Genomic DNA, 21607 nt, shown 5'->3' on the forward strand with positions numbered 1-21607 from the left:
CGGTGCGCCTTGGTGCTCAGGCGCCGAGGACGACCAGCACGTCGCCCTCCTGGACGACGTCGCCCGGCGACACCTTCACCGCCACGACCCGGCCGCCCGCCTCGGCAAGCACCGGGATCTCCATCTTCATCGACTCCAGCAGGACGACGGTGTCGCCGGGAGCGACCTCGTCGCCCGCGCCGACCGCCACCTCCATGACCGCGGCCACCATCTCGGCGAGCACCTCGGTCGTCCGTTCGCGTGCCATGCCAGCGACGCTAGGGGTTACCGGGAGGTACCCGTAACCGGCTCGACGCGGCCCTGCTCAGAGGGAGCCGAAGCGGCGCGGCTCGGGCCGGACCGCGTGCTCGGCCTCGGCCGCCCGGGCGCGGCGCCCGCGCTGGCCGGTGAGGCGCAGGTCGAGCCGGATGACGCCGTAGCCGACGAGCAGGCCCAGCGCGACGCCGTACACCTGCTGGAGCCCCGCCTCGACGTAGGAGGTGTCCCAGTTGACCAGGGTCTTGGCGACGTCCAGGGTCGCGGCGGCGCCGAAGGCGCAGACCCACCACCCCTGGCGGCGACGGGCGCGCATGTGCACGCCCCACGCCAGCGCCGGCACCCCGAGCAGCACCAGGATCGGGCTGGGGGCGGCGCCGAGCGTGTCCCGGCTCCAGTCGACCGCGGCGTTGGTCGGCCCGACGACCGCCGAGACGTCGTAGCGGCGCAGCATCTCGGCGTAGAGCAGGCTGCCGGCGAGCAGGACGGTGCCGACCAGGACGGTGACCAGCCCGCGGGTGCCCAGGCCGTGCAGTCCCGCGCCGAAGCGCCAGACGAGGATGAACGTCACGAGGAAGCCCAGGGCGAGGGTGACGTGCTCGAAGCGGACCGAGCTGGCCACGGGCTCGAACCCGACGGTGGCGAAGGCGCCGACGGAGGCGACGGTCGTCGCGACGACCACCTCCCGGACCACCCCGGCGAACGTCCGGGCCGGCACGGTGAGCACCACCGCGAGCACCCCGCTCACCACGCACGTCATCACGGCAGCCCCGCTGCGCAGCACCTCGCTGTCGCCCAGCACCGCGGCCAGGCCGATCACCAGCGCCAGCACGCCGAAGACGACCTGGCGGCCGCCCGTGCGGCCCATCAGCGCCCAGGCGTAGGTGGTCAGGACCGCGACCGCGCCGGCGCCGTCCAGCCAGCCCGGTCCGGCGTGGAGGGCCGCGAGGGCGAGCGCCACGCAGCCGGCGAGCAGCACCGCGGCGGCCGCGGCGAGCAGCTGCCAGGAGCGGCCGAAGCGGGACGCCAGTCCCGTGGGCACGTCGGCGGTGACGGCCTCCGAGAGCGGGTCGACCGGGTGGTCGGTGGTCCACTCGGGCGCGGCCTGCACCACCGGCTCCGGCGCCTCGGACGGGACCGGGGCGACCACCGGCTCGGCGACCGGCTCCACGACCGGATCCGCGACGGGCGAGGCGGGCGTCTCCTCCGGACCCGGGGCCGGACGCCCCGTGCGGTCGGCGACCCGGCGGCCGGCGGGCTGGCCGCCGCCGCGGGAGACGCGCACCTTCGACCACCGCGAGGTCTTGGGCGCGGCGCGGCGACCGGGTCGTGGGGAAGACACCTGAGGGAGGTTACCCGCGCCGGTTGGCCAGCGAGGGGTTGATGCGCCGAGCGGTCTCGAGCTCCTCGCGGGTCAGCACGACCTCGACGGTCGCCGCCTCGGGACCGGTCTGGACCAGCTCGTCGCCGAGCGGGGAGAAGGCGGCCGAGTGGCCGGTGTAGCGAGGCGCCGGCTGGCCGACGCCGACGACGTGCACGGTGTTCTCGATCGCCCGCGCCCGCAGCAGGGTGAGCCAGTGGTCGACCTTCCGTTCGCCGGCGACCCAGGCCGCGGGGACCACCAGCACCTCCGCGCCGGCCAGCACCAGCGCCCGGGCGAGCTCGGGGAAGCGCAGGTCGTAGCAGGTCATCAGGCCGACCCGGAAGCCCCCGACCTCGACCACGACCACCTGCCAGGGCCCAGCCGACAGCCGGTCGGACTCGCGGTAGCCGAAGGAGTCGTAGAGGTGGATCTTGTCGTACGACGCCTCCACGGCGCCGCGGACGAGCAGGGTGTTGAAGGGCCGGTCGGGGTCCTCCCCGGTGCGGAACATCCCCGCCACCACGGTGGTGCCGCGCTCCTCGGCGACGCGCGCGAGCTCGCGGGCGAAGGGGCCGTCCAGCGGCTCGGCGTGGCCGGAGACGTCGGACCCCGGCTTGCCGAAGTCGCGGGCGAAGGCCTCGGGCAGCACCACGAGGTCGGAGCCGGCGGGGACGAGGTCGGCGAGGCGCTCCCGGTTGGTGCGGGGGTCGAGGTCGGAGGCCTCCTGGACGAGCGTGACGCGGAGCTGGTCGGCCATGCCGCCCAGCCTGACAGACTGCCGCGCATGGACCAGCCCGCCGACGCCTTCGCCGCCGTCGTCCTCTCCGGCGGCACGGGTCGACGCCTCGGCGGGGTCGACAAGGCGGGGCTCGAGCTCGAGGGGCGCCGGTTGCTCGACTGGGCCCTCGACGCGGTCGTCGACGCCCGGGCCGTCGCCGTCGTCGGCCCCGCGGCCCCCACCGCCCGGCCCGTGCGGTTCACCCGGGAGGAGCCGCCGGGAGGCGGGCCCGCCGCCGGGATCCTCGCCGGTCGCGACGCGCTGGCCGACGTGCTGGCGGGCCACCCGGCCGACGCGCTGGCGGGCGAGCCGGCGGGCGAGGGGGACGGGGCGCCGTGGCTGGCGGTGCTGGCCGTCGACATGCCACGGGTGAGCGCCTCGACGTTCCGCCGGCTGCTGGCCGCCGCGGAGGGCCGCGACGGCGCCTTCCTGCACGACGGCGCCGGCGGCCGACAGCTGTGCGGCGTGGTCGCCGTACGGCGGCTCGACGCGGCGCGCCCCGGGGACTCCGGCAGCGGCCTCTCGGTCCGCCGGCTGCTGGGCGACCTCGACCTCGCGGAGGTCCGCGGCGAGGGTCGCGAGGCGCGCGACGTCGACACCTGGGGGGACTTGCGGGACCTCTCGCCGTGACCCACGCTGGTCCCGTGAACCTCCACGACTGGATCGACGAGCTGTGCGACACCCTCGACCTCGACCTCGAGGTCGACGAGGCGCTGGTCCTCGACCTGGCCCGCGACGTGGCGCACAACGTGGAGCGACGGGCCGCCCCGGTGAGCACCTTCATGCTGGGGTACGCCGCCGGCGCGGCCGCCGCCGGGCCGGAGCACGTGGAGTCCCTGGCCGCCCGGGCCCAGGCGCTGGCGCTGGCCTGGGACCGTCCCGCCGACGCCCCGGACCCCGACGACGTGGAGGTCCCGGTGCCCGACGACAGCGAGGTCGACCACACCGGCGACCGGATCGACTGAACCCTCCCCCGGTCGACCGTTCGGGGGCCCTGCACGGTGGGCGCCGCTGACTAGGGTGGGCGCCATGCGTGCAGCCCACATCGCCGAGCCCGGCGGGCCCGAGGTCCTCTCCGTCACCGACGTCCCCGCCCCCGTGGCCGGGCCGGGCGAGGTGCTCCTCGACGTCGTCGCCACCGCCGTCAACAAGGCCGACACCCTGCAGCGCCAGGGCTTCTACCCCGTGCCGCCAGGCTCGTCGGAGATCCTCGGCCTGGAGTGCAGCGGCCGCGTCGCGGCGCTCGGCGAAGGGGTGACCGGCTGGTCGGTCGGCGACGAGGCGTGCGCCCTGCTCGTGGGCGGCGGGTACGCCGAGCAGGTCGCAGTCCCGGTCGGCCAGCTGATGCCGGTGCCCGCGGGCGTCGACCTCGTCACCGCCGCGGCCCTGCCCGAGGTGGCCTGCACGGTCTGGTCCAACGTCTTCATGACCGCCGGCCTCGAGGCGGGCGAGACCTTCCTCGTGCACGGCGGCGCGGGCGGGATCGGCACCTTCGCGATCCAGCTCGCCTCCGCCTGGGGCGCCAAGGTCGCGACCACCGCCGGCTCGACGGAGAAGCTGGCCACCTGCGCCGAGCTGGGCGCCGACATCACGGTCAACTACCGGGAGGAGGACTTCGTCGAGGTGGTCCGGTCGGCCACCGACGGCCGCGGCGCCGACGTCGTCCTCGACAACATGGGGGCCAAGTACCTCGCCCGCAACGTCGACGTCCTGGCCCCCGACGGCCGGCTCGTCGTGATCGGCCTGCAGGGCGGGACCAAGGCAGAGCTCGACCTCAACAAGCTGCTCCGCAAGCGCGCGTCGGTGACCGCGACCGCCCTGCGGGGCCGCCCGGTGGAGCAGAAGGCCGCGATCTGCGCCGACGTCGTCGAGCACGTCTGGCCCCTGGTGGCCGACGGTCAGGTGCGGCCGGTCGTGCACGCGACGATGCCGCTGGAACGGCTGGCCGAGGCGCACGCGCTGATGGACGCCAGCGGTCACGTGGGCAAGATCGTCCTCACGGTCGCTGACTAGGCTGGACGGCATGACTGACGCCTCCGCCACCCCCGACCCCGCCGCCACCCCCGCGGAGGGCGGGCCCAGCGAGGTCCCCGAGGGTCACGTCCTCGTGATCGGTCCCGACGGCGAGCCGGTCGGCAGCGTCCCCGCGGCGATGGTCGCCCAGGCGGTCGAGGCGCAGGAGGAGGACGGCGGGGGCTCCGAGGAGCGCGCCATCACCGAGCTCGTCGAGCAGCCGGCGAAGGTGATGCGGATCGGCAGCATGATCCGCCAGCTCCTCGAGGAGGTGAAGGCCGCCCCGCTCGACGAGGCGAGCCGCGCCCGCCTCAAGGAGATCCACCAGGCCTCCATCAAGGAGCTCGAGTCGGGCCTGGCGCCCGAGCTGATCGAGGAGCTCGAGCGGATCGCGCTGCCCTTCACCGAGGAGGAGACCCCCTCGGAGAGCGAGCTGCGGATCGCCCAGGCCCAGCTGGTCGGCTGGCTCGAGGGTCTCTTCCACGGCATCCAGACCGCGATCTACGCCCAGCAGATGGTCAGCCGCGCCCAGCTGGAGCAGATGCGCCGGGCCCTGCCGCCCGGCGTCGCCGGCGGCCACGGCCACCCGGGCGTCCCCGGCGGACCGGGTCAGGAGGGTCAGGCCGGGCCCGTCCAGCCCGAGCCGGGCGCCCCGGGCGGCTCCGGCGGGATGTACCTCTGACTTCTCGATAGTCCCCCACGTTCTGACCGACCCGCCGCGGCGTGTCGTGGTCAGGACGCGGGGGACTGTCCAGGCGAGCGGATCAGTGGGGGCGGCCGACCCGGCTGACGACGGCCAGGCCGAGCAGCCCCAGCAGGACGAGGGCGGCCCCGGGCGCGGCGAGCCGGGAGAGCTCGGTCGGGGGCGACGACTCGACGCGGGTGCGGACCGCCTCGGTCGGCGCCGGCGGCTCGAGCCGGGTGCCGATCCCGAAGAGGCGCTGGGCCCGCTCCATCACCTGGGTCGAGGCGGGGGCACTGCCCGAGCAGCTGCTCGTGGTCCCCTCCGTGGTGAGGAAGAGCCAGTTCTGGCCGGTCTCGACCGGGCCGATGCCGCAGGCGGCCGAGTCGGCCGCCGACGACACCTGGACTCGCGGGTCCTCGAGCTCGCCCTTGAAGACGCGGCTCGCCACCACGTCGTAAGTCAGGTCGTTGCCCGACGGCGTCCCCTCGCCGGCCACCTTGCCGACGAACACCGTGTCGGCCATCTTCACCTGCTGCTTGAAGGTGAGCACGGCGCAGCTGCAGGCGGCGGCCGGGCCGGCGGCCGCGACGAGGCCGGCCAGCGCGAGGGGGCCGGCCAGCAGGAGCGCGAGGAGCGGGCGCAGGGCACGGGCGAGCATGGCGACGAGAGTAGCCGTCCGGCCCGCCGCCGCGTCAGCCCACGGGGCGGGTCGGCGTCAGCCGACGGCCGGGCGGGCGACCATCCGGGCGACGACGACGCCGTTCCCGGGGAGACGGTCTGCCTCCCGTCACCTCCACGTCCTGACTGCTTGAAGAGTTCTTCACAAGAAGAAGACGTGAAGTACGCGACATCTCGCCGCGGGGCTCGGCGTTCCGGGGGCTCGGAGTCGCGGGGGGTCAGAGCCCGAAGATCTCCGCCAGCGTGCGCGCGACGCCGTCCTCGTCGTGCCGGGGCGCGGTGTGGTCGGCCAGGGCAAGGACCGTCGGGTGGGCGTTGCCCATCGCGTACGACGTGCCCGCCCACTCCAGCAGGGGCAGGTCGTTGGGCATGTCGCCGAAGGCCACCACCTCGCCCGGCGCCACGCCGAGCTCGCGGCAGAGCTCGGCCAGGGTGGACGCCTTCGTCACCCCGGCGGCGCTCATCTCCACCAGCGAGCCCACCGACGACCAGGTGGTCGTGACGAGCCGGCCGACCGCCTCCTCGACGACGCCCCAGAACTCCTCCGGGGCCAGACGGTCGTGCCGGGCGAGCAGCTTGACCACCGTGCCGTCGGCGATCTGCTCCAACCGCCCCCGCGGCACGTCGGGGACGCGACGGTCGTCGGCGTGGCTGAGGAAGTCGTCCTCCAGGGCGAAGCCGCCGGTCTTCTCGAGCGCGAAGGTGGTCCCCGGCACGGTCCGTCGCAGGGTGCGTCCCACCTTCACGAGGACGTCGCGCGGGATGGTCCGGGCCTGGCGCACGGAGTGCGTGGGGACGTCGTACACGATCCCGCCGTTGCTGCAGATCGCGAGGCCGTGGCCGCCCACGGCCTCCCAGAGCGTCTCCATCCAGCGCATCGGCCGGCCGGTCACGAAGACCACCGGCACGCCCATCTCGTCGAGCACCGAGATCACCTCGCGGGTCCGCGCGGTCACCGCGCCGGCGGCGTCCAGCAGCGTCCCGTCCAGGTCGGTGGCGACCAGCCGGGGCCGCGGGGCCTGCTCGCCGGTCACCCGCCCGCCGGCGGGAACCACCGGCCGATCTCCACGGCCGCGCCGTTGTCGTGGACGGTGTCGGTGACGGCGTCCGCCGCGGCGCGCACCTCCTCGACCGCCTGTCCCATGGCGACCCCCCAGCCGGCCCACGAGAGCATCTCGATGTCGTTGCGCCCGTCGCCGATCGCCAGCACGTCGGCGCGGTCGACGCCGAGCCGGTCGCAGACGTGCTGCAGACCGGACGCCTTGGAGATCCCCACCGGGGAGAGGTCCATCCAGGCGGTCCAGCCGACCACGTAGTCGGTGCCGTGCAGGCCGAGGCTGGCCGCGAGCTCGACGAAGTCCTCCGCGGTCGCCTGCGGGTCGCGGACGATCACACGGCTGACGGGCTCGCCGATGATCTCGTCGACCTCGGTGACCAGCTGCTCGCCGGTGAGCTCGCCGTCGGGGAAGACCATGCTGACCCGGTAGCCGCCGATGCCGCGCTCCTCGACCGCGACGAGCGCCTCGGGGTGGTGCTCGAGGACGGCGGCCACCGCCGGGGCCGCGTCGAAGGTCTCCTCGTGGACCACCTCGAGCGGGGGGTAGCGGAAGATGACGGCGCCGTTGGAGGCGACGACCCAGAGCCGCCCGTCCTCGTCGGCACCCTCGCCCGCACCGCCGGCGCCGTCGCCCGACGCCCCGGCGGGCAGCCCGAGCAGGTCGGCGATCGTGGTCATCGCGTGCGGCGAGCGGCCGCTGGCCAGCACGACGTGGGCGCCGGCCGCGCGGGCCCGGTGGACGGCGTCGTGGATCTCGGGGCGGATGGTCTCGTAGACCTGGCCCGACCCCTCGACCCAGGCGAGCAGGGTGCCGTCGATGTCGAGGGCGACCATCTGCGGGACCCAGCCGGGCTCCCCAGGCCGGGGCTTCGCGGCGTCAGTCACCGGCACCCCCTTCGGTCGCCGCGGCGGGCGCGACCGGGACCACCGGCCGCAGCACCTCGCACCCCATCCACTTCTGCAGGGCCTGCGGCACCCGGACCGACCCGTCGACCTGCTGGTGGGTCTCGAGCACGGCGACGATCGCGCGCGTGATCGCGGTGAGCGTGCCGTTGAGGGTCGCCACCGGGGTGGTCCCCGACTCGCCCCGGGTGCGGATGTCGAGCCGACGGGACTGGAAATCGGTGCAGTTGGAGGTCGAGGTGAGCTCGCGGTACTTGCCCTGGGTGGGGATCCACGCCTCGCAGTCGAACTTGCGCTGGGCGCTCAGCCCGAGGTCGCCGGCGGCGATGTCGACGACCTGGTAGGCCAGCTCGAGCTTGTCGAGGAACGCGCGCTCCCACGCCAGCAGCCGGGCGTGCTCCGCCTCGGCCTCCTCGAGCGTCGTGTAGACGAACATCTCCACCTTGTCGAACCAGTGCACCCGGATGATGCCGCGCGTGTCCTTGCCGTGCGAGCCTGCCTCCTTGCGGAAGCAGGGGCTGAACGCGGCGTAGCGGCGCGGCAACGTCTCGGCGTCCAGGATCTCCTCGGAGTGGTACGCCGCCATGGCGACCTCGGAGGTGCCGACGAGGTAGAGGTCCTCGCCCTCGATCCGGTAGACGTCGTCCGCGGCCTGGCCGAGGAAGCCGGTGCCCTCCATGGCGGCCGGCTTGACCAGCGACGGGGCGATGACCTGGGTGAAGCCGGCCTCGCGCGCCTGCTCCATCGCGAGGTTGACCAGCGCCAGCTCGAGCTGGGCGCCGACGCCGGTGAGGAAGTAGAAGCGCGAGCCGCTCACCTTGGCGCCGCGCTCGAGGTCGATGGCGCCGAGGATGCGACCCAGCTCGACGTGGTCGCGCGGCTCGAAGCCCTCGGCGGCGAAGTCGCGCGGGGTGCCGACCGTCTCGAGCACGACGGAGTCGTCCTCGCCGCCCTCGGGGGTGTCGGGGTGGACCAGGTTGGGCAGCGCCCGGACGGCGTCCTGCCACGCCTGCTCGGCGGCGCCCTGGGCGGCCTCGGCCTCCTTGACCCCGGCGGAGAGCTCCTTGGTCCGGGCGAGCAGCTGCTGCTTCTCCTCGCCCCGGGCCTGCGCGATCAGCCTGCCCTGCTGCTTCTGCTCGGCGCGCAGCGCCTCGAAGGCCACGATCGCCTCGCGCCGGGCGGCGTCGGCCGCGAGCGCGGCGTCCACCAGGTCGGTGGGCGCCCCCCGCTTGGCCAGCGAGGCGCGCACGCGGTCGGGGTCGTCACGGAGCAGGCGAGGGTCGATCACCCCGACAGGCTATCCGGCGGGGGCGACACCGAATGGCCGGGGACGCGGCTGGGCATACTGTCCGGGTGCTGGAGCGATCTCGTGGGAGTCACCTCGTCCGGGCCGCCCTGTGCGCGGCCCTCTTCGCCGTCCTCGCCCTGGCGGTGACCCGGGACGTCTCCCCCCTGGACGGCTTCGACACGTGGGGCCGCGAAGCCGAGGACTGGGCCGACGACACCGGCTGGCTGCACCAGCTCCTGCTCTGGATCGAGGACGCGTTCAACACCGTGGGGATGACGGTCCTCACCGTCCTGGTCGCCGGGTGGATGCTGCTCAAGCGGCACCCGCGCGCCGCCGGCTTCCTGGCCGGCGGGATGCTCGTGACGGCGCTGGCCACCACCGGCCTCAAGCTGGCGCTCAGCCGTGCCCGCCCCGACTGGCAGGAGGCCGTCGGGCTGCACGACAGCCACTCGTTCCCCTCGGGTCACGCCTCCTCGATCGCCGCCTTCACCCTGCTGCTCTGGGTGCTGGCCGCGGCCTTCCTGCGGCGCGCGAGCATGCGCCGCGCCGCCGTCACCGGGCTGGTGCTGCTCTGGCTGGTCGTCGTCGCCGACCGCGTGCTGCTGGGCCGGCACTACCCCACCGACGTCATCGCGGGCACGCTGCTGGCCGCCACCGTGGTCTGGGTCGCCCTCGCCGTCATCGACCCACGGCCGCGGAGCATCGCTGCGACCAACGACCCGCTGCCCGTGGTCTTCACCTCCCAGCGCCGGCTCGCGGTCGTGCTCAACCCGATCAAGGTCGAGGACGTCGGCGCCTTCCGCCACCTGGTCGCGAGCCTGGCCAAGGAGTCCGGATGGCAGGAGCCCTCCTGGCACTACACGACGATCGAGGACCCGGGCACGGGGATGGCCCGGCGGGCGGCGGAGGCCGGGGTCGACCTCGTCCTGGTCTGCGGCGGCGACGGCACCGTGCGGGAGGTCTGCGCCGAGCTGGCCGGCACCGGCATCCCGGTCGGGATCATCCCGGCCGGCACGGGCAACCTGCTCGCCCGCAACCTCGACATCCCGCTCTACATCCGCTCCGCCGTCGACGTCGGTCTCAACGGGCAGGACCGCGCCATCGACATGGTCGAGGTCAGCGGCGACGGGATCGAGGACACCCACTTCATGGTGATGGCCGGCATGGGCTTCGACGCCGCGATCATGGAGGGGGTCAACGAGGACATCAAGAAGCGGATCGGCTGGGTGGCCTACGTGCTCTCGGGGCTGAAGTCGCTGATGTTCCCGGCCTACCGGATCGAGATCTCCGTCGACGGCGCCGAGTTCACCACCCACCGGGCCCGCACCGTGGTGGTCGGCAACGTGGGCTACCTGCAGGCCGGGATGCCGCTGCTGCCCGACGCCGCGATCGACGACGGCCTGCTCGACGTGGTGATCCTGCACCCCAAGCGGTTCCTCTCCTGGGTGCCGCTGGCGTGGCGGGTCCTCGCCAAGAGCCCCCGGGTCGACGAGACGATCGACCGGGTGACCGGGGCCAGGGTCACGCTGCGGGCGACCGCGGAGACCCCCCGCCAGCTCGACGGCGACTCGGTCGGCCTGGGCAAGGAGCTGACCATGGAGTGCATCCCCGGCCGGCTGCTGGTGCGCGTCCCGCGCTGACGGGTCAGGGCTGCTCGGCCGGCAGGCCGGTGTCGCGGACCAGGTAGATCCACGGGAAGGCCAGGACGGCGACCTCCCACCCGTCGCGCTCGAAGCTCGACGGGCGTCGCGTCCAGACGACCCGGCGGTGCTCCCACTGCGTCGGGGTGCGGCGTACCCGGTGCTTCAGCATCCCCGCGCCCACCGTGCGCCAGCCCAGCCGGCCGGCGATCTCGAGCTCGGCCATCTCGTCGAACGCCGTGATCGGCCCGAGCCAGCGCTCCTCGGGCCCGTCGTCGCCGGGCGCCGGCGGGGCGGCGGCAGGGTCGTCCGCCCCGAACCGCTGCTGCGCGGCCTGCCGGCTCATCCCGAGCTCGCCGCCCAGGACCGCCCAGCTGTGGCCGGCCGCGCGGGCCGCCGCGACCGCCTGCCGCAGGAGGGTGCGCGCCTCCGCCTCGGCCTGCGCGCTGCGGCGCACGATCGCCAGGTGGTCCTGCTGGTCGCCGTCGCCGTCGAGCCCCTCGAGGATCGCCGCGCCGATCGCCTCGGCGAGCTCGCGGGGCCGGTGCTCAGCGCTCGTCACGGCTCGGCAGCCAGGTCGGCTCGTCGCGGTCCTGGCCGTGGCGCCACATCGCCCCGAAGGACCAGGCGCCGACGAGGACGAAGCCGACGCCGGCCCCCTGGGCCATGCCGCCCAGGAAGCCGTCGAGCCGCTGCCCGAGGATGGCGAGCAGGATGCCGAACAGGATCAGGAGGACGATCGAGGTCGAGGTGGGGACTGGTCGCTTCATGGTGTCAACGTTAGGTTGACGACCCGATTCGTGTCAACCATTTCTTGACACCCTGCCCACCCTAGGGGCGAGCGCGGGGTTCAGGGGCGCGCGTGCGCGACCGCCTCCTCCTCCTCGGGGGAGAGCTGCTGCTCGCTGGCCCAGCCGGCGATGGTCTTGGCGTAGGTGCGGGCCTCGCTGCGGCCGTGGATCGAGGTGAGGACGACGCCGTCGCCCGCGTCGTCGAGCAGCGCGACCGACCAGGAGAGGTGCCCGCCGACGTCGCCGAAGGCGTCGTACCGGACGACGGCCAGGTGGCGCAGCGCCCCCTGTGCGACCGCCTGCAGGGCCGCGACCTCGCGGCGCAGGCCCACGACGTCCTCGGGCAGGGGGGCCGATCCCGTCCGGGGTCGCAACGAGGCGGTACGGCGCAGCGCGACAACCGAGAAGACGGCCGAGACGAGCGCCAGGACGAGGGCGGGGACCACGACGAACCACACGCCCCGCACCCTATGGGACCATCGGGGCGTGAGCAGCGACCCACGCCCCCGCATCGCCTACCAGGGCGAGCCGGGCGCCAACTCCCACATCGTCTGCGCGCAGCACTACCCCGACTGGGAGGCCGTGCCGTGCGCCTCGTTCGAGGACGTCTTCGCCGCCGTCGAGGGCGGCGAGGCCGACCTGGCGATGATCCCGATCGACAACTCGCTGGCGGGCCGGGTGGCCGACATCCACCACTTCCTGCCCACCTCCGACCTGCACATCGTCGCCGAGCACTTCCTGCGGATCGTCTTCCACCTGGTCGCCGTCGAGGGCGCCACGACCGAGACCATCAAGACGGTGCACAGCCACGTCCATGCGCTCGGCCAGTGCCGCCGGGTGATCCGCGAGCTCGGCCTCACCCCGGTGATCTCCGGCGACACCGCCGGCGCCGCCCGCGAGGTCGCCGAGGCCGGCGACGTCACCCAGGCGGCCCTCGCGCCGCCGCTGGCCGCGGAGATCTACGGCCTGCGGGTGCTGCGCACCGACGTCGAGGACGAGGCCCACAACACCACCCGGTTCGTGGTCCTCTCCCGCGAGCTGGTCGAGGCGCCGGCGGGCGACGGCCCCGTGGTCACCAGCTTCATCTTCAACGTGCGCAACCTGCCTGCCGCGCTCTACAAGGCGCTCGGCGGCTTCGCCACCAACGGGGTCAACATGACCAAGCTGGAGAGCTACATGGTGGGCGGGGAGTTCGCCGCCACCCAGTTCCTCGCCGAGGTCGACGGGCACCCCGCCGACCCCCCGGTGGCCCGTGCCCTGGAGGAGCTGGCCTTCTTCACCACCGACGTCAAGGTGCTCGGCGTCTACCCGGCGTCCCCGGACCGACAGTCCCGACCTCGCCCCTGACCTGCTGGTATTCGCCCATTCCGCCCCTCCCGGCCACCGCGCTGTGGCAGGCTTCGCGGCGGTGACGTGCGGGGCCACGGAAGGCGCGCAGGACCGGTCCGACTCGGAGGAACGCAATGGAGGGCGCGCAGGTCGTCGTCGCGAGCGTGCTGGCGTACTCCGCGCTGCCCCTCGTCTACGCCCTGCGCCGCTGGAACGTCCAGTTCCTCCTGCTCTACACCCACCTCGCCGGCCTGCTCGCGTTCGGCTGGATCCTGGGCGGCCTCTACGAGATGCGCCTGGGCGACGTCGCCCTGCTCCCCGGCGAGCTCTCGTACGGCGGCTTCGTCCTCACCGCGGTCGTCACCGTGGTGGTGGGGCGCGACCTCCAGGTGGTCCGCAACATCATCGGCCTCACGCTCGCGGTCTGCTCCCTGGGGCTCGTCTTCTTCACCGTCGCCCGGCTCGCGCTGGCCGTGCCCGGCACGGCCGACCCCCACGGCGTGGTCCCGGCGCTGCTGGACCGCTCGCCGGTCGTCGCCGTGGTCTTCGCCCTCTTCGTCGTGGGCGAGCTGCTGCTCCTGCTCAACCTGCTGGAGGTGGCGAAGCGGCGACTCCCCGGCGCGGTCATGCCGTTGGTCTACCCCGCAGTCTTCGTCGCGGTGCTGCTGGTGCACGGCGTGCTGGGCGCGCTGCTCTCGGGCGGGTCGCCCGGCGAGGAGCTGGTCGCCAAGCTGGTGGTGACCGCCCTCTACCTGCCGGCCCTGCTGGCCTTCGTGGCGCTCTACCGGCGCTCGGTGACCGCCTTCGAGTCCCGCCCGCTGCACCTGCGGCACCTGCTCTCCACGTCTCACCAGCCGCTGCTCGACGAGCTGGAGAGCAAGGCCCACGAGCTGGCCGAGCAGCGTTCCCTGACGCTGGCCAGCGACGCCTCCGTCGGGCGCGTCAACGCCACGGTCGAGCGGATCCTCGACTCGGCCACCAACACCATCCTCATCGCGCTCGACCCCGACCTGCGGATCACCCACTTCAACTCCGGCGCCCAGGCCCTGCTGGGGTGGACGCCGCGGGAGGTCTGCGGCCAGGGCCTGGAGGTGCTGCTTCCCGCGGAAGAGATCGCCCGCCACGCCAGCGCGCTCGGCACGGGCCCCGAGCTCGTGCAGGTGCTGCAGGTGCAGATGGCCGTCGACGCCCGCCGCGACTGGCTGATGCTCTCGCGCCACGACACCTGCCCCACGGTCTCGATGGGGGTGAGCCAGGTGCTGGTCGACGGCCACGTCGTGGGCCACATCCTCGCCGGTGAGGACGTGACCAGCCGGCTGCGGGTCGAGACCGCGATGATGACCGCGCTGAGCCGCGAGCACGACGCGCTGGTCCGGCTCCAGGAGGCCGACCGGGTCAAGCACGAGCTGGTCTCGACCGTCAGCCACGAGCTGCGCACCCCGATCGCGAGCATCACGGGCTACACCGAGATGCTCCACGACGGGGCCTACGGCGAGCTGAGCAAGGACCAGGTCGCCGCGCTCGACCGGGTGCTGCGCAACACCTCTCGCCTCGAGCGGCTGGTCGACGACCTGCTGGTCCTCGAGCGGGTCGAGCAGGCCCCGCTGCCGCTGGTCCGCGAGCCCGTCGACCTGTGCGACGTGATCCGCGGGACCAAGTCGATCGTCGGCGAGATGGTCCGCGGGCGCGACCTCAAGTTCAGCGTGTCGCTGCCGGCCAGCCCGGTCACCCTCGACGGCGACCGGGCGGCGCTGGAGCGCCTGGTGATCAACCTGCTGAGCAACGCCGTGAAGTTCACCCCCGGCCGCGGCACCGTCGCCTTGCGGGTGACCAGCCACTCCGGGCAGGCCTGGCTGACGGTGACCGACACCGGGATGGGCGTCGCGGAGTCGGACCAGCCCCACGTCTTCGCCCGCTTCTACCGCACCAACCAGGCCAACGAGCTGGCGATCCCCGGCTCGGGGCTGGGCCTGAGCATCGTGCAGGCCGTGGTCGCCGGGCACGGCGGCGAGGTCAGCCTCGCCTCCACCCCCGGCGAGGGCACGACCGTCACGGTGAGCCTCCCGATGGAGCCCGTCCTGGGGTCCGTCAACGGGTCCGCCGCGGACCCCGACGCCGTCGTCCGCGCGGGCTGACCGGCCGCCGCTCGCGGCGTCGTCCCGACGCTCCTCCCGGGTGGTCCAGACCGCTCGTGGGCCGAACGGTCATGTTGTCCCGATTCTCCTGACGTCGCCGGACCGCCCGCTCTACGGTCCTCCGGTACCCCCGGACCGAACCAGAAGGTGGCCATGGAAGGGCCCGAACTCTTCGTCGCGTGCGTGACGGCCTACACCGTCGCCCCCTTGGTGCTGGCGATCCGCCAGACCGTCTTCCAGTTCGTGCTGCTGTACTCCTACATCGCGACCCTCACGGCGGTCACAGGGCTGGTGGGCCTCTCCCACGTCATCCCGCTCACCGAGTCGCTGAGCGTGACCTCGGGCGAGGTGGCCTTCGCGGGCCTGCTCTTCGCCGTGCTGGTGACCGTGGTGGCGGGCCGGGACCTGCAGGTCGTGCGCAACGTCGTCGTCCTCGCGATCGGCGTCCACACGCTCCTGGCGGTCGTGCGGGTCCTCGACGGCCTGGTCGCCGACCGGCCGCGTCTGTACGCCGTCCGCGAGGTCCCCTCCCGCCTCGCCGACGCGCCCCCCTGGGCCGCCCTCCTGGCGGGCGTGCTCCTGGCCGGCGAGATCGTGCTGCTCGTCGGCCTGATCGAGGGGTCGAAGCGCCGCCTGCCCTCGCTGGCGATGGTGATCGTCTACCCCGCCGCCATGGCGGTGACGCTGGTGGTCGACGGGCTCCTCCGACCGCTGCTGCTGCGGGACGCCGAGCTCGGCGTCTGGCAGCAGGTCGAGCAGGCGACCGGCGCCCGGGTCCTCCTGGCCTGGGGCCTCATCATGCCGATCTTCATCTTCGTGGCGCTCTACCGCCACCTGGTGCTGGCCTTCGAGGACGAGCCGCTGCGGCTCGACGCCCTGGGCCGGCTCTCCCGCGACGAGCTCCTGCTGGGCCGGGCGACCGCGACGGTCGAGCGGATCCTCGACGCGGCGGTCAACACACTGCTGGTCGCGATGGACCCCGACCTGCGGGTCACCCACTTCAACGTCGGGGCCGAGCAGCTGCTCGGCTGGACGGCCGAGGAGATGCGCGGCCGCACCACCGCGCTCCTGGTCGACCAGGACGAGGCCCTGCGGCACGCCATGGCGCTGGGCACCGGCAGCACCGACCTGACCGTCCTCACCCACGCCCAGATCGCGCACGGCGGCCGCCGCGAGTGGGAGCTGGTCGGCAAGGACGGGCAGCGCCACATCGTCTCGCTGAGCATCAGCGAGATCGAGGCGGGCGGCCGCGTCGTCGGCTACCTGGCAGCCGGCGAGGACGTCACCAGCCGGGTGCGCAGCGAGCGGGCGATGCTCCAGGCGATGTCCCGCGAGCACACCGCCGCGCTCGCCCTGCAGGAGGCCGAGGGCGTCAAGCACGAGCTGGTGTCGACCGTGAGCCACGAGCTGCGCACCCCGATCACCAGCATCACCGGCTACACCGAGCTGCTGGAGGAGGGGGTCTTCGGCGAGCTCAACGAGAAGCAGGCCAACGCGCTGCGGCGGGTGATCCGCAACACCGAGCGCCTCGAGAGCCTCGTCGAGGACCTGCTGGTCCTCGAGCGCGCGGAGTCGGGGCTCCTCCAGCTCGACCTCACCCACATCGACCTGCGCGCCGTGGTGCACGACGTGGAGGACATGCTGGCCGAGATGGTCCGCGGCCGCGACCTCGACCTGCGGTTCGAGCTGGGCCACGGCCCGATCCACGTCAAGGGCGACCACTCGGCCCTGGAGCGGGTGGTCCTCAACCTCGTGAGCAACGCCGTGAAGTTCACCCCCGCGGGCGGTCGGATCACCGTGGAGGCCTACGCCCGGGACGGCAGCGCGGGCCTGCTCGTCTCCGACACCGGCGTCGGCATCTCGGCCGAGGACCAGGAGCGGCTCTTCGAGCGCTTCTTCCGCACCCACGAGTCCTACAAGAAGGCCGTCCCCGGCACCGGCCTGGGCCTCTCGATCGTCCAGGCGATCGTCCAGGGCCACGACGGCAAGGTGACGGTGATGTCGGCGCCGGGCCGCGGCACCACCTTCGCCGTCTCCATCCCGCTCGACGTGCAGTTCAGCCGGTTCGGCATCTCGGCCTGACCCGGCCCGGGGTCACCGCCCGCACGCGGCCGCGGCGAACCGCAGCGCCCGCGCCGCGCCGCGGGGGGTCATCCGGACGAGCAGCTCGCCCCGCCGCCCGTCGAGCCGCATCCGCACCCGGAACGCCGTGGCGCCGCCCGACTCCGCGACCGCGTGCCCGTCGCAGCGGGCCGGGGCCACCCGCAGCGGCACGGCGACCGCGTCGCCGTGCCCGGTCACCGTCACCCCGGGTCGCCAGACGGGTCGCCGGTACGGCGTGAGCACGGGCGTCCCGGAGACGGAGCGGAGGTCGAGCCGCCGGTGCGCCCCGCCGGGCCGCCCGCGCGGGCGGACCCGCAGCGTCAGCTCGGCGACCTTCTCGTCGACCCGCTGCACCCGGTCGTCGACCGAGAGCGCGAAGTCCCGGCGCAGGTCCAGCTCGAAGCAGCGGGACGCCACGTGCCGGGCGACGACGTCGGCCTCGTCGGAGACGTCGAGCATCCGGGTGCGGGTGCCGTCGGAGCGACCACCCGGCCGGACCACGCGGAGCTCGACCGCGGGCGGTCGGTCGACCGGGGCGCACCGGGGCCGGGAGGGCAGGGCGACGAGGAAGCCGCGCTCGCTGCCGGCCGGGACGGGGCGGACCCGGTCGGCGTCGAGGGGCCCGAAGTAGCGCCAGTCGAGGTAGCGCACCGACCGCAGCCGCAGCGGCCGGTCGGTGCCGTTGCCCACCCAGACCTGGAACCTCCCCGCCGCGGCGTCGCGCGAGGACTGGAGCAGCTCGGCGACGAGCTCGCCCTCCGGCGGTCCGTCGTCGACCGCCGGCAGGGGCTCGAGCGTGCGGATCGAGGGGCTGGCCGCCGGGCTGGCCGCCGGCGCGCCCGCGTCGTCCCCGCCCGTGCCCGGGCTGCACGCCCCGGTCCAGAGCAGGGGCAGGACGGCGAGCGAACGGAGGCATCGGACCCGCGGCTCGCCGGGCCCCCTCGTGCCCTGTCGCCGCTCGTGCGTCGCCATCCCGACCCCCGTCGTCGTCCGGCTGCCAGTGTGGCGGAGGGGCATGTCGTACGGGAAGGGACGGCCGCACCGACAGGAACGACCGCACCACACGCCGTACGTCGTCGGCGGGGCGCGACGTTGCTCCTGTCGGGCGGGCCGGCGCTCCGGGCACGTCCGTCGGCCGGACCCCGCGCGGGGGTCGCGGGGTCCGGCCGGTCTGGGGGGCGGTCAGCCCGTGCGGCCGACGGCGAGGCCCTCGCGTCGGTCGGCGGCCGGGGCGGCTGCCGCCTCGAGCAGGACGCGGGCGAGCTCGGCGGGGTGGGTCAGGTGGGGCCAGTGGCTGCTGGGCAGGTCGACCCAGGTGAGGTCGTCGAGGAGGGCCAGCTCGTCGCTCCCGGGACGGGCCCGCATGAGGTCCCGTCGCAGCTCGGTCGAGGAGCGGGCGCAGGCCACCACCGTGGTCGGCACCCGCAGCCGGTCGGAGTCGTGCAGCCGCTGGGGCTCGGTCAGCACGCCCGCGGGCGACGGCACCGCCATCGCCCGGATCGCCGCGCGGGTGACGTCGTCGAGCCCGCGGGTGAACGGCTCGTCGAGCTCCCACCACTCCGGCATCGGCACCTCCCCGTCGACCACCGGCAGGTCGGGGCCGCGGTGGCCGTCGCTGCGCGGGGTGCCGGAGACGTGGACCGCCCGGCGGACCAGGCGGGGTCGCGCGTCGACCGCGGCGTGGACGAGGGCCCCGCCCTCGGCGTGGCCGACGAGCACGACCGGCTCAGGCGCGGCGGCGCCCGGCCCGGCGAGCGAGTCGACGAGGGCCAGCAGGTCGGTGACCTGGTCGCGCAGCCCGATCCGGGAGCGGTCCAGGCGCCGCGAGCCCATCCCGGGCGGGGTCACCGGGTGCACGGTGTGGCCGGCCGCCTCGAGCAGCGGCACGACCCGGCCCCACGACGCCCCGGGCAACCAGAGCCCGGGGACGAGGACGAGGTGCATGCCGTCATCCTGCGGCCGCGTCGGGGCGTCGCGGGGCGGAACGCCGGACGTCTGCCCGAACGGTCCCGCGGCATGGTCAGCGCGGGCCAGTGGGGTCCCGGTCGGCGGCGGCGACGCCCACCTCGGGCAGGGTGCGGGCGACCAGCACGCCGACCAGTCCGAGGCCGGCCAGGAAGAGCAGGGCGACGTCGTTGCCGAGGGCGGACAGCGCACCCGAGAGGGCCCCCGCCACGAGCAGCAGCACGCCGATCGCGGTGTTGGAGACGGCGACGTACTCGGTGCGCCGGGCGTCGCCGGCCATGTCGACGACGTAGGTCTTGCGGGCCACCCGCACCCCGGTGTGCACGAAGGCGAGCAGCAGGTAGGTGGCCGGGTAGAGCAGCGACCACTCGCGGACCGGGTCGACCCGCAGCAGCCCGAGGAAGGCCAGCACCACGCCCGAGGAGAGCAGCGCGCCGACCACCAGCAGCCGCCGCGAGGAGCGGTCGGCCTGCCGGCCGAAGAGCCGGCCGCCGACCAGCCCCGCGACCCCCTGGGCGATGACGAAGGGCCCGAGCCCGCCCAGCCCGGCGCCGCCCTCGGCGACGGCGACCGCCACGACGAAGGGCGGGCTGAGCGCGGAGACGAGCAGCAGCGCCCGGACCAGGACGAACCGGCGGAGGTCGGCGTCCCCGCGCAGCACCTCGACGGCCCGCCGCGCCCAGCCGTCGTCACCCGGCTCGACCGGCTCCTCGGCGGGCTCGACCACCCGGGAGAAGACGGCCCCGGCGAGCGCCCACGCGAGCGCCGCCCCGGCCAGCAGCGCGACCAGCACCGGGAGGCCGGTGTCGTCGCCACCGAAGGCCCGCAGCGCCAGGCCCAGGGTGATCGCGACGACCCCGGAGACGACGGTGACCAGGCCGTTGACCTGACCGCGCTGCCCCTTCGGCACGGTCCGGCCCAGCACGTCCTTGCCGGCCAGCGAGTTGAGCGCCCGGGCGGTGGCGAAGACGGCGAGCGCCGCCACGATCCCGACCCCGGCGACCCATCCCTCCGCGACCAGCGCGAGCAGCGCCATCGCGGCCACCGCCAGCGCCTGGCCGGCCGCGCCGGCCACCCAGATGCCGCGGCGGTGCCGGTGGGCGGCCACCCACGGGGCGAGCGCGGCCTGCGGCAGCATCGAGCCCGACTCGCGGATCGGGACCAGCAGGCCCAGCAGCACCCCGGGCGCGCCCAGCGCGCTGAGCAGCCACGGCAGCACGGTCTTGGCGTTGACCACCTGGTCGCCGACGTTCTGCAGGGCGTCGGCGGCGACCTGTCGCAGCCCGTTGCGGCCCACGTGGTCGCGGACCGCCGGGTCGAGGTCCGCGAGAGTGTCGCGGCCGCCGGGGGTGCGGACCAGGCGGCCGAAGAGAGCGTCGGCGTCCATCCGGCGTCCCGCGCTCAGGCGTCGTGGATCGGCTGCTTGGGCAGCTTGCGGACCCGGGCGCGGCGGCGCTTGCGCTCGGGGATCATCGAACGCATCTCCTCGAGCTTGCCGAAGCAGAGCAGGCGGTCGCCGTCCTCGAGCAGGGTCTTGTTGCGCGGGTTGGGGATCACCGTGGTGCCGCGGTGCAGCGTGAGCACGCTGATGTCGCGCTCGTCGAGCCCGGAGTCGCCGAGCTTCTTGCCGACCAGGTCGGCGCCGGGGAGGACGACGATCTCGGCGACGCCGTACCCCGTCGAGACGGTCAGCCGCTGCCGCACGTCGATCTCGGGGAAGGCGACCTGGTTGGCGATGTAGTCGATGATCGCGCCGGCCACGTCGAGCTTGGTGGCGGTCTCGATGCCCTCCAGGCCCGGCGAGGAGTTGACCTCCATCACCAGCGGGCCGTCGTCGCCCTCCAGCATGTCGACGCCAGCGACCCGCAGCCCCATGATCTGCGCCGACCGGACCGCGACCCGCTCGTAATCCGGCGACAGGTCGATCCCCTCGACCGAGCCGCCGCGGTGCACGTTGGAGCGGAACTCGTCGCCCTGCGCGCTGCGCCGCATGGCCGCGACCACCCGGTCGCCGACGACGAGCGCGCGGATGTCGCGGCCGCGCGACTCCTTGACGTAGCGCTGGATCAGCACGTTCTGCCGGGTCGACTGGAGCGTCTCGATGATCGCCTCGGCGACCTTGAGCTCGGGGGCCAGGATGACGCCGATCCCCTGGGTGCCCTCGAGGAGCTTGATCACGACCGGCGCGCCGCCGACCTGCTCGATCGCGGGGATCACGTCGGCGCGGTTGCGCACGAACATCGTCGCCGGCATCTCGATGCCGTGCCGGGAGAGGATCTGGGTGGCGCGCAGCTTGTCGCGGGAGTTGGAGATCCCGTACGACGGGTTGGGGGTGTAGACGTCCATCTGCTCGAACTGCCGGACCACGGCGGTGCCGTAGTAGGTGATCGAGTTGCCGATCCGCGGCAGGATCGCGTCGTAGTGCGACAGCGGCCGGCCCCGGAACTGCAGGTCGGGCTCGTCGTGGGAGATGTCGATCGCGAAGCGCAGCGTGTCCAGCACCTTGACGGTGTGGCCCCGATCGAGCGCGGCGGTCCGCAGCCGCTGCGTACTGTAGGCGCGTGGCGCCCGGGAGAGGATGGCCAGCTTCAACGGGAGTTCCCTCTGGAGAGCGTGGATGAGGA

The 21607-nt window shown here is 74.3% G+C and carries 22 protein-coding genes; 8 read left to right on the forward strand and 14 right to left on the reverse strand.

What is annotated here, in order from left to right:
• Nucleotides 1-16: 16 nt before the first annotated feature.
• From DNK53_RS02570 to DNK53_RS02580, 3 genes are read right to left on the reverse strand one after another with little or no spacing between them, the layout of a single operon-like run.
• On the reverse strand, nt 17-247 hold the full coding sequence (locus DNK53_RS02570; protein WP_110180717.1) for a biotin/lipoyl-binding carrier protein: 231 nt from the start codon (nt 245-247) through the stop codon (nt 17-19).
• Between the two features lie 57 nt (nt 248-304).
• The gene (locus DNK53_RS02575; protein ID WP_162599727.1) at nt 305-1597 is read right to left on the reverse strand and encodes a hypothetical protein; all 1293 of its coding nucleotides are present in this window, start codon (nt 1595-1597) and stop codon (nt 305-307) included.
• A 10-nt stretch (nt 1598-1607) separates the two neighbouring features.
• Nucleotides 1608-2375 (reverse strand): carbon-nitrogen hydrolase family protein, encoded by a 768-nt coding sequence (locus DNK53_RS02580; RefSeq protein ID WP_110180719.1) that lies wholly within the window; start codon nt 2373-2375, stop codon nt 1608-1610.
• A gap of 27 nt (nt 2376-2402) precedes the next feature.
• Here DNK53_RS02580 and mobA point away from each other — a divergent pair, with 27 nt between their 5' ends.
• The 4 genes from mobA (at nt 2403) to DNK53_RS02600 (ending at nt 5091) form a co-directional block, all read left to right on the forward strand.
• Nucleotides 2403-3026: a molybdenum cofactor guanylyltransferase gene (gene mobA, locus DNK53_RS02585; protein ID WP_110180720.1), complete on the forward strand. Its 624-nt coding sequence runs from the start codon at nt 2403-2405 to the stop codon at nt 3024-3026.
• 14 nt (nt 3027-3040) lie between these two features.
• Nucleotides 3041-3361: a DUF6457 domain-containing protein gene (locus DNK53_RS02590; protein ID WP_204163714.1), complete on the forward strand. Its 321-nt coding sequence runs from the start codon at nt 3041-3043 to the stop codon at nt 3359-3361.
• A 64-nt stretch (nt 3362-3425) separates the two neighbouring features.
• Nucleotides 3426-4409 carry an NAD(P)H-quinone oxidoreductase gene (locus tag DNK53_RS02595; protein WP_110180721.1) on the forward strand — a complete coding sequence of 328 codons (984 nt, stop codon included), beginning with the start codon at nt 3426-3428 and terminating at the stop codon, nt 4407-4409.
• 10 nt (nt 4410-4419) lie between these two features.
• Entirely contained in the window at nt 4420-5091 is a 672-nt protein-coding gene (locus DNK53_RS02600; protein ID WP_110180722.1) for a bacterial proteasome activator family protein, read from the forward strand.
• An 82-nt stretch (nt 5092-5173) separates the two neighbouring features.
• Here the strand turns inward: DNK53_RS02600 and DNK53_RS02605 are convergent, their stop codons facing one another.
• The 4 genes from DNK53_RS02605 to serS all read right to left on the reverse strand — a co-directional run bounded on the left by DNK53_RS02605 (nt 5174) and on the right by serS (nt 9020).
• Nucleotides 5174-5752: a hypothetical protein gene (locus DNK53_RS02605; protein ID WP_110180723.1), complete on the reverse strand. Its 579-nt coding sequence runs from the start codon at nt 5750-5752 to the stop codon at nt 5174-5176.
• Between the two features lie 238 nt (nt 5753-5990).
• Nucleotides 5991-6806 carry an HAD family hydrolase gene (locus DNK53_RS02610; RefSeq protein ID WP_110181366.1) on the reverse strand — a complete coding sequence of 272 codons (816 nt, stop codon included), beginning with the start codon at nt 6804-6806 and terminating at the stop codon, nt 5991-5993.
• On the reverse strand, nt 6803-7714 hold the full coding sequence (locus DNK53_RS02615) for an HAD family hydrolase (RefSeq protein WP_338040990.1): 912 nt from the start codon (nt 7712-7714) through the stop codon (nt 6803-6805). Before DNK53_RS02615 ends, DNK53_RS02610 begins: the two co-directional genes overlap by 4 nt.
• Complete coding sequence (serS, locus tag DNK53_RS02620) at nt 7707-9020, reverse strand: serine--tRNA ligase (RefSeq protein ID WP_110180725.1); 1314 nt, start codon at nt 9018-9020, stop codon at nt 7707-7709. Before serS ends, DNK53_RS02615 begins: the two co-directional genes overlap by 8 nt.
• A gap of 65 nt (nt 9021-9085) precedes the next feature.
• On the opposite strand from serS, the gene DNK53_RS02625 reads away from it, so the two are divergent.
• Complete coding sequence (locus tag DNK53_RS02625) at nt 9086-10660, forward strand: bifunctional phosphatase PAP2/diacylglycerol kinase family protein (RefSeq protein WP_239456327.1); 1575 nt, start codon at nt 9086-9088, stop codon at nt 10658-10660.
• Nucleotides 10661-10664: 4 nt separating this feature from the next.
• Here the strand turns inward: DNK53_RS02625 and DNK53_RS02630 are convergent, their stop codons facing one another.
• From DNK53_RS02630 to DNK53_RS02640, 3 genes are all read right to left on the reverse strand, one after another.
• Nucleotides 10665-11222: a hypothetical protein gene (locus DNK53_RS02630; RefSeq protein ID WP_204163715.1), complete on the reverse strand. Its 558-nt coding sequence runs from the start codon at nt 11220-11222 to the stop codon at nt 10665-10667.
• The gene (locus DNK53_RS02635) at nt 11209-11430 is read right to left on the reverse strand and encodes a hypothetical protein (protein WP_110180727.1); all 222 of its coding nucleotides are present in this window, start codon (nt 11428-11430) and stop codon (nt 11209-11211) included. Before DNK53_RS02635 ends, DNK53_RS02630 begins: the two co-directional genes overlap by 14 nt.
• Before the next feature lie 80 nt (nt 11431-11510).
• Nucleotides 11511-11909 carry a DUF4446 family protein gene (locus DNK53_RS02640; protein ID WP_239456328.1) on the reverse strand — a complete coding sequence of 133 codons (399 nt, stop codon included), beginning with the start codon at nt 11907-11909 and terminating at the stop codon, nt 11511-11513.
• Between the two features lie 28 nt (nt 11910-11937).
• Here DNK53_RS02640 and DNK53_RS02645 point away from each other — a divergent pair, with 28 nt between their 5' ends.
• The 3 genes from DNK53_RS02645 to DNK53_RS02655 all read left to right on the forward strand — a co-directional run bounded on the left by DNK53_RS02645 (nt 11938) and on the right by DNK53_RS02655 (nt 16997).
• Nucleotides 11938-12798 (forward strand): prephenate dehydratase, encoded by an 861-nt coding sequence (locus DNK53_RS02645; RefSeq protein WP_110180728.1) that lies wholly within the window; start codon nt 11938-11940, stop codon nt 12796-12798.
• Between the two features lie 116 nt (nt 12799-12914).
• The gene (locus DNK53_RS02650; protein WP_110180729.1) at nt 12915-14915 is read left to right on the forward strand and encodes an ATP-binding protein; all 2001 of its coding nucleotides are present in this window, start codon (nt 12915-12917) and stop codon (nt 14913-14915) included.
• Nucleotides 14916-15068: 153 nt separating this feature from the next.
• Nucleotides 15069-16997, forward strand: a complete 1929-nt coding sequence (locus tag DNK53_RS02655) for a sensor histidine kinase (protein ID WP_110180730.1) — start codon at nt 15069-15071, stop codon at nt 16995-16997.
• 12 nt (nt 16998-17009) lie between these two features.
• Here the strand turns inward: DNK53_RS02655 and DNK53_RS02660 are convergent, their stop codons facing one another.
• From DNK53_RS02660 to rimK, 4 genes are all read right to left on the reverse strand, one after another.
• Nucleotides 17010-17990, reverse strand: coding sequence for a hypothetical protein (locus DNK53_RS02660; RefSeq protein WP_110180731.1), 981 nt, complete (start codon nt 17988-17990; stop codon nt 17010-17012).
• 210 nt (nt 17991-18200) lie between these two features.
• A complete protein-coding gene (locus DNK53_RS02665) occupies nt 18201-18962 on the reverse strand; it encodes an alpha/beta fold hydrolase (RefSeq protein ID WP_110180732.1) in 762 nt (253 codons plus the stop codon).
• A gap of 76 nt (nt 18963-19038) precedes the next feature.
• Nucleotides 19039-20370 carry an MFS transporter gene (locus DNK53_RS02670; protein WP_110180733.1) on the reverse strand — a complete coding sequence of 444 codons (1332 nt, stop codon included), beginning with the start codon at nt 20368-20370 and terminating at the stop codon, nt 19039-19041.
• 14 nt (nt 20371-20384) lie between these two features.
• Complete coding sequence (gene rimK / locus DNK53_RS02675; RefSeq protein WP_110180734.1) at nt 20385-21575, reverse strand: 30S ribosomal protein S6--L-glutamate ligase; 1191 nt, start codon at nt 21573-21575, stop codon at nt 20385-20387.
• Between the last annotated feature and the right edge of the window lie 32 nt (nt 21576-21607).

Source organism: Nocardioides solisilvae (assembly GCF_003194625.1).
In the GTDB taxonomy this organism is placed as follows: Bacteria; Actinomycetota; Actinomycetes; order Propionibacteriales; family Nocardioidaceae; genus Nocardioides; species Nocardioides solisilvae.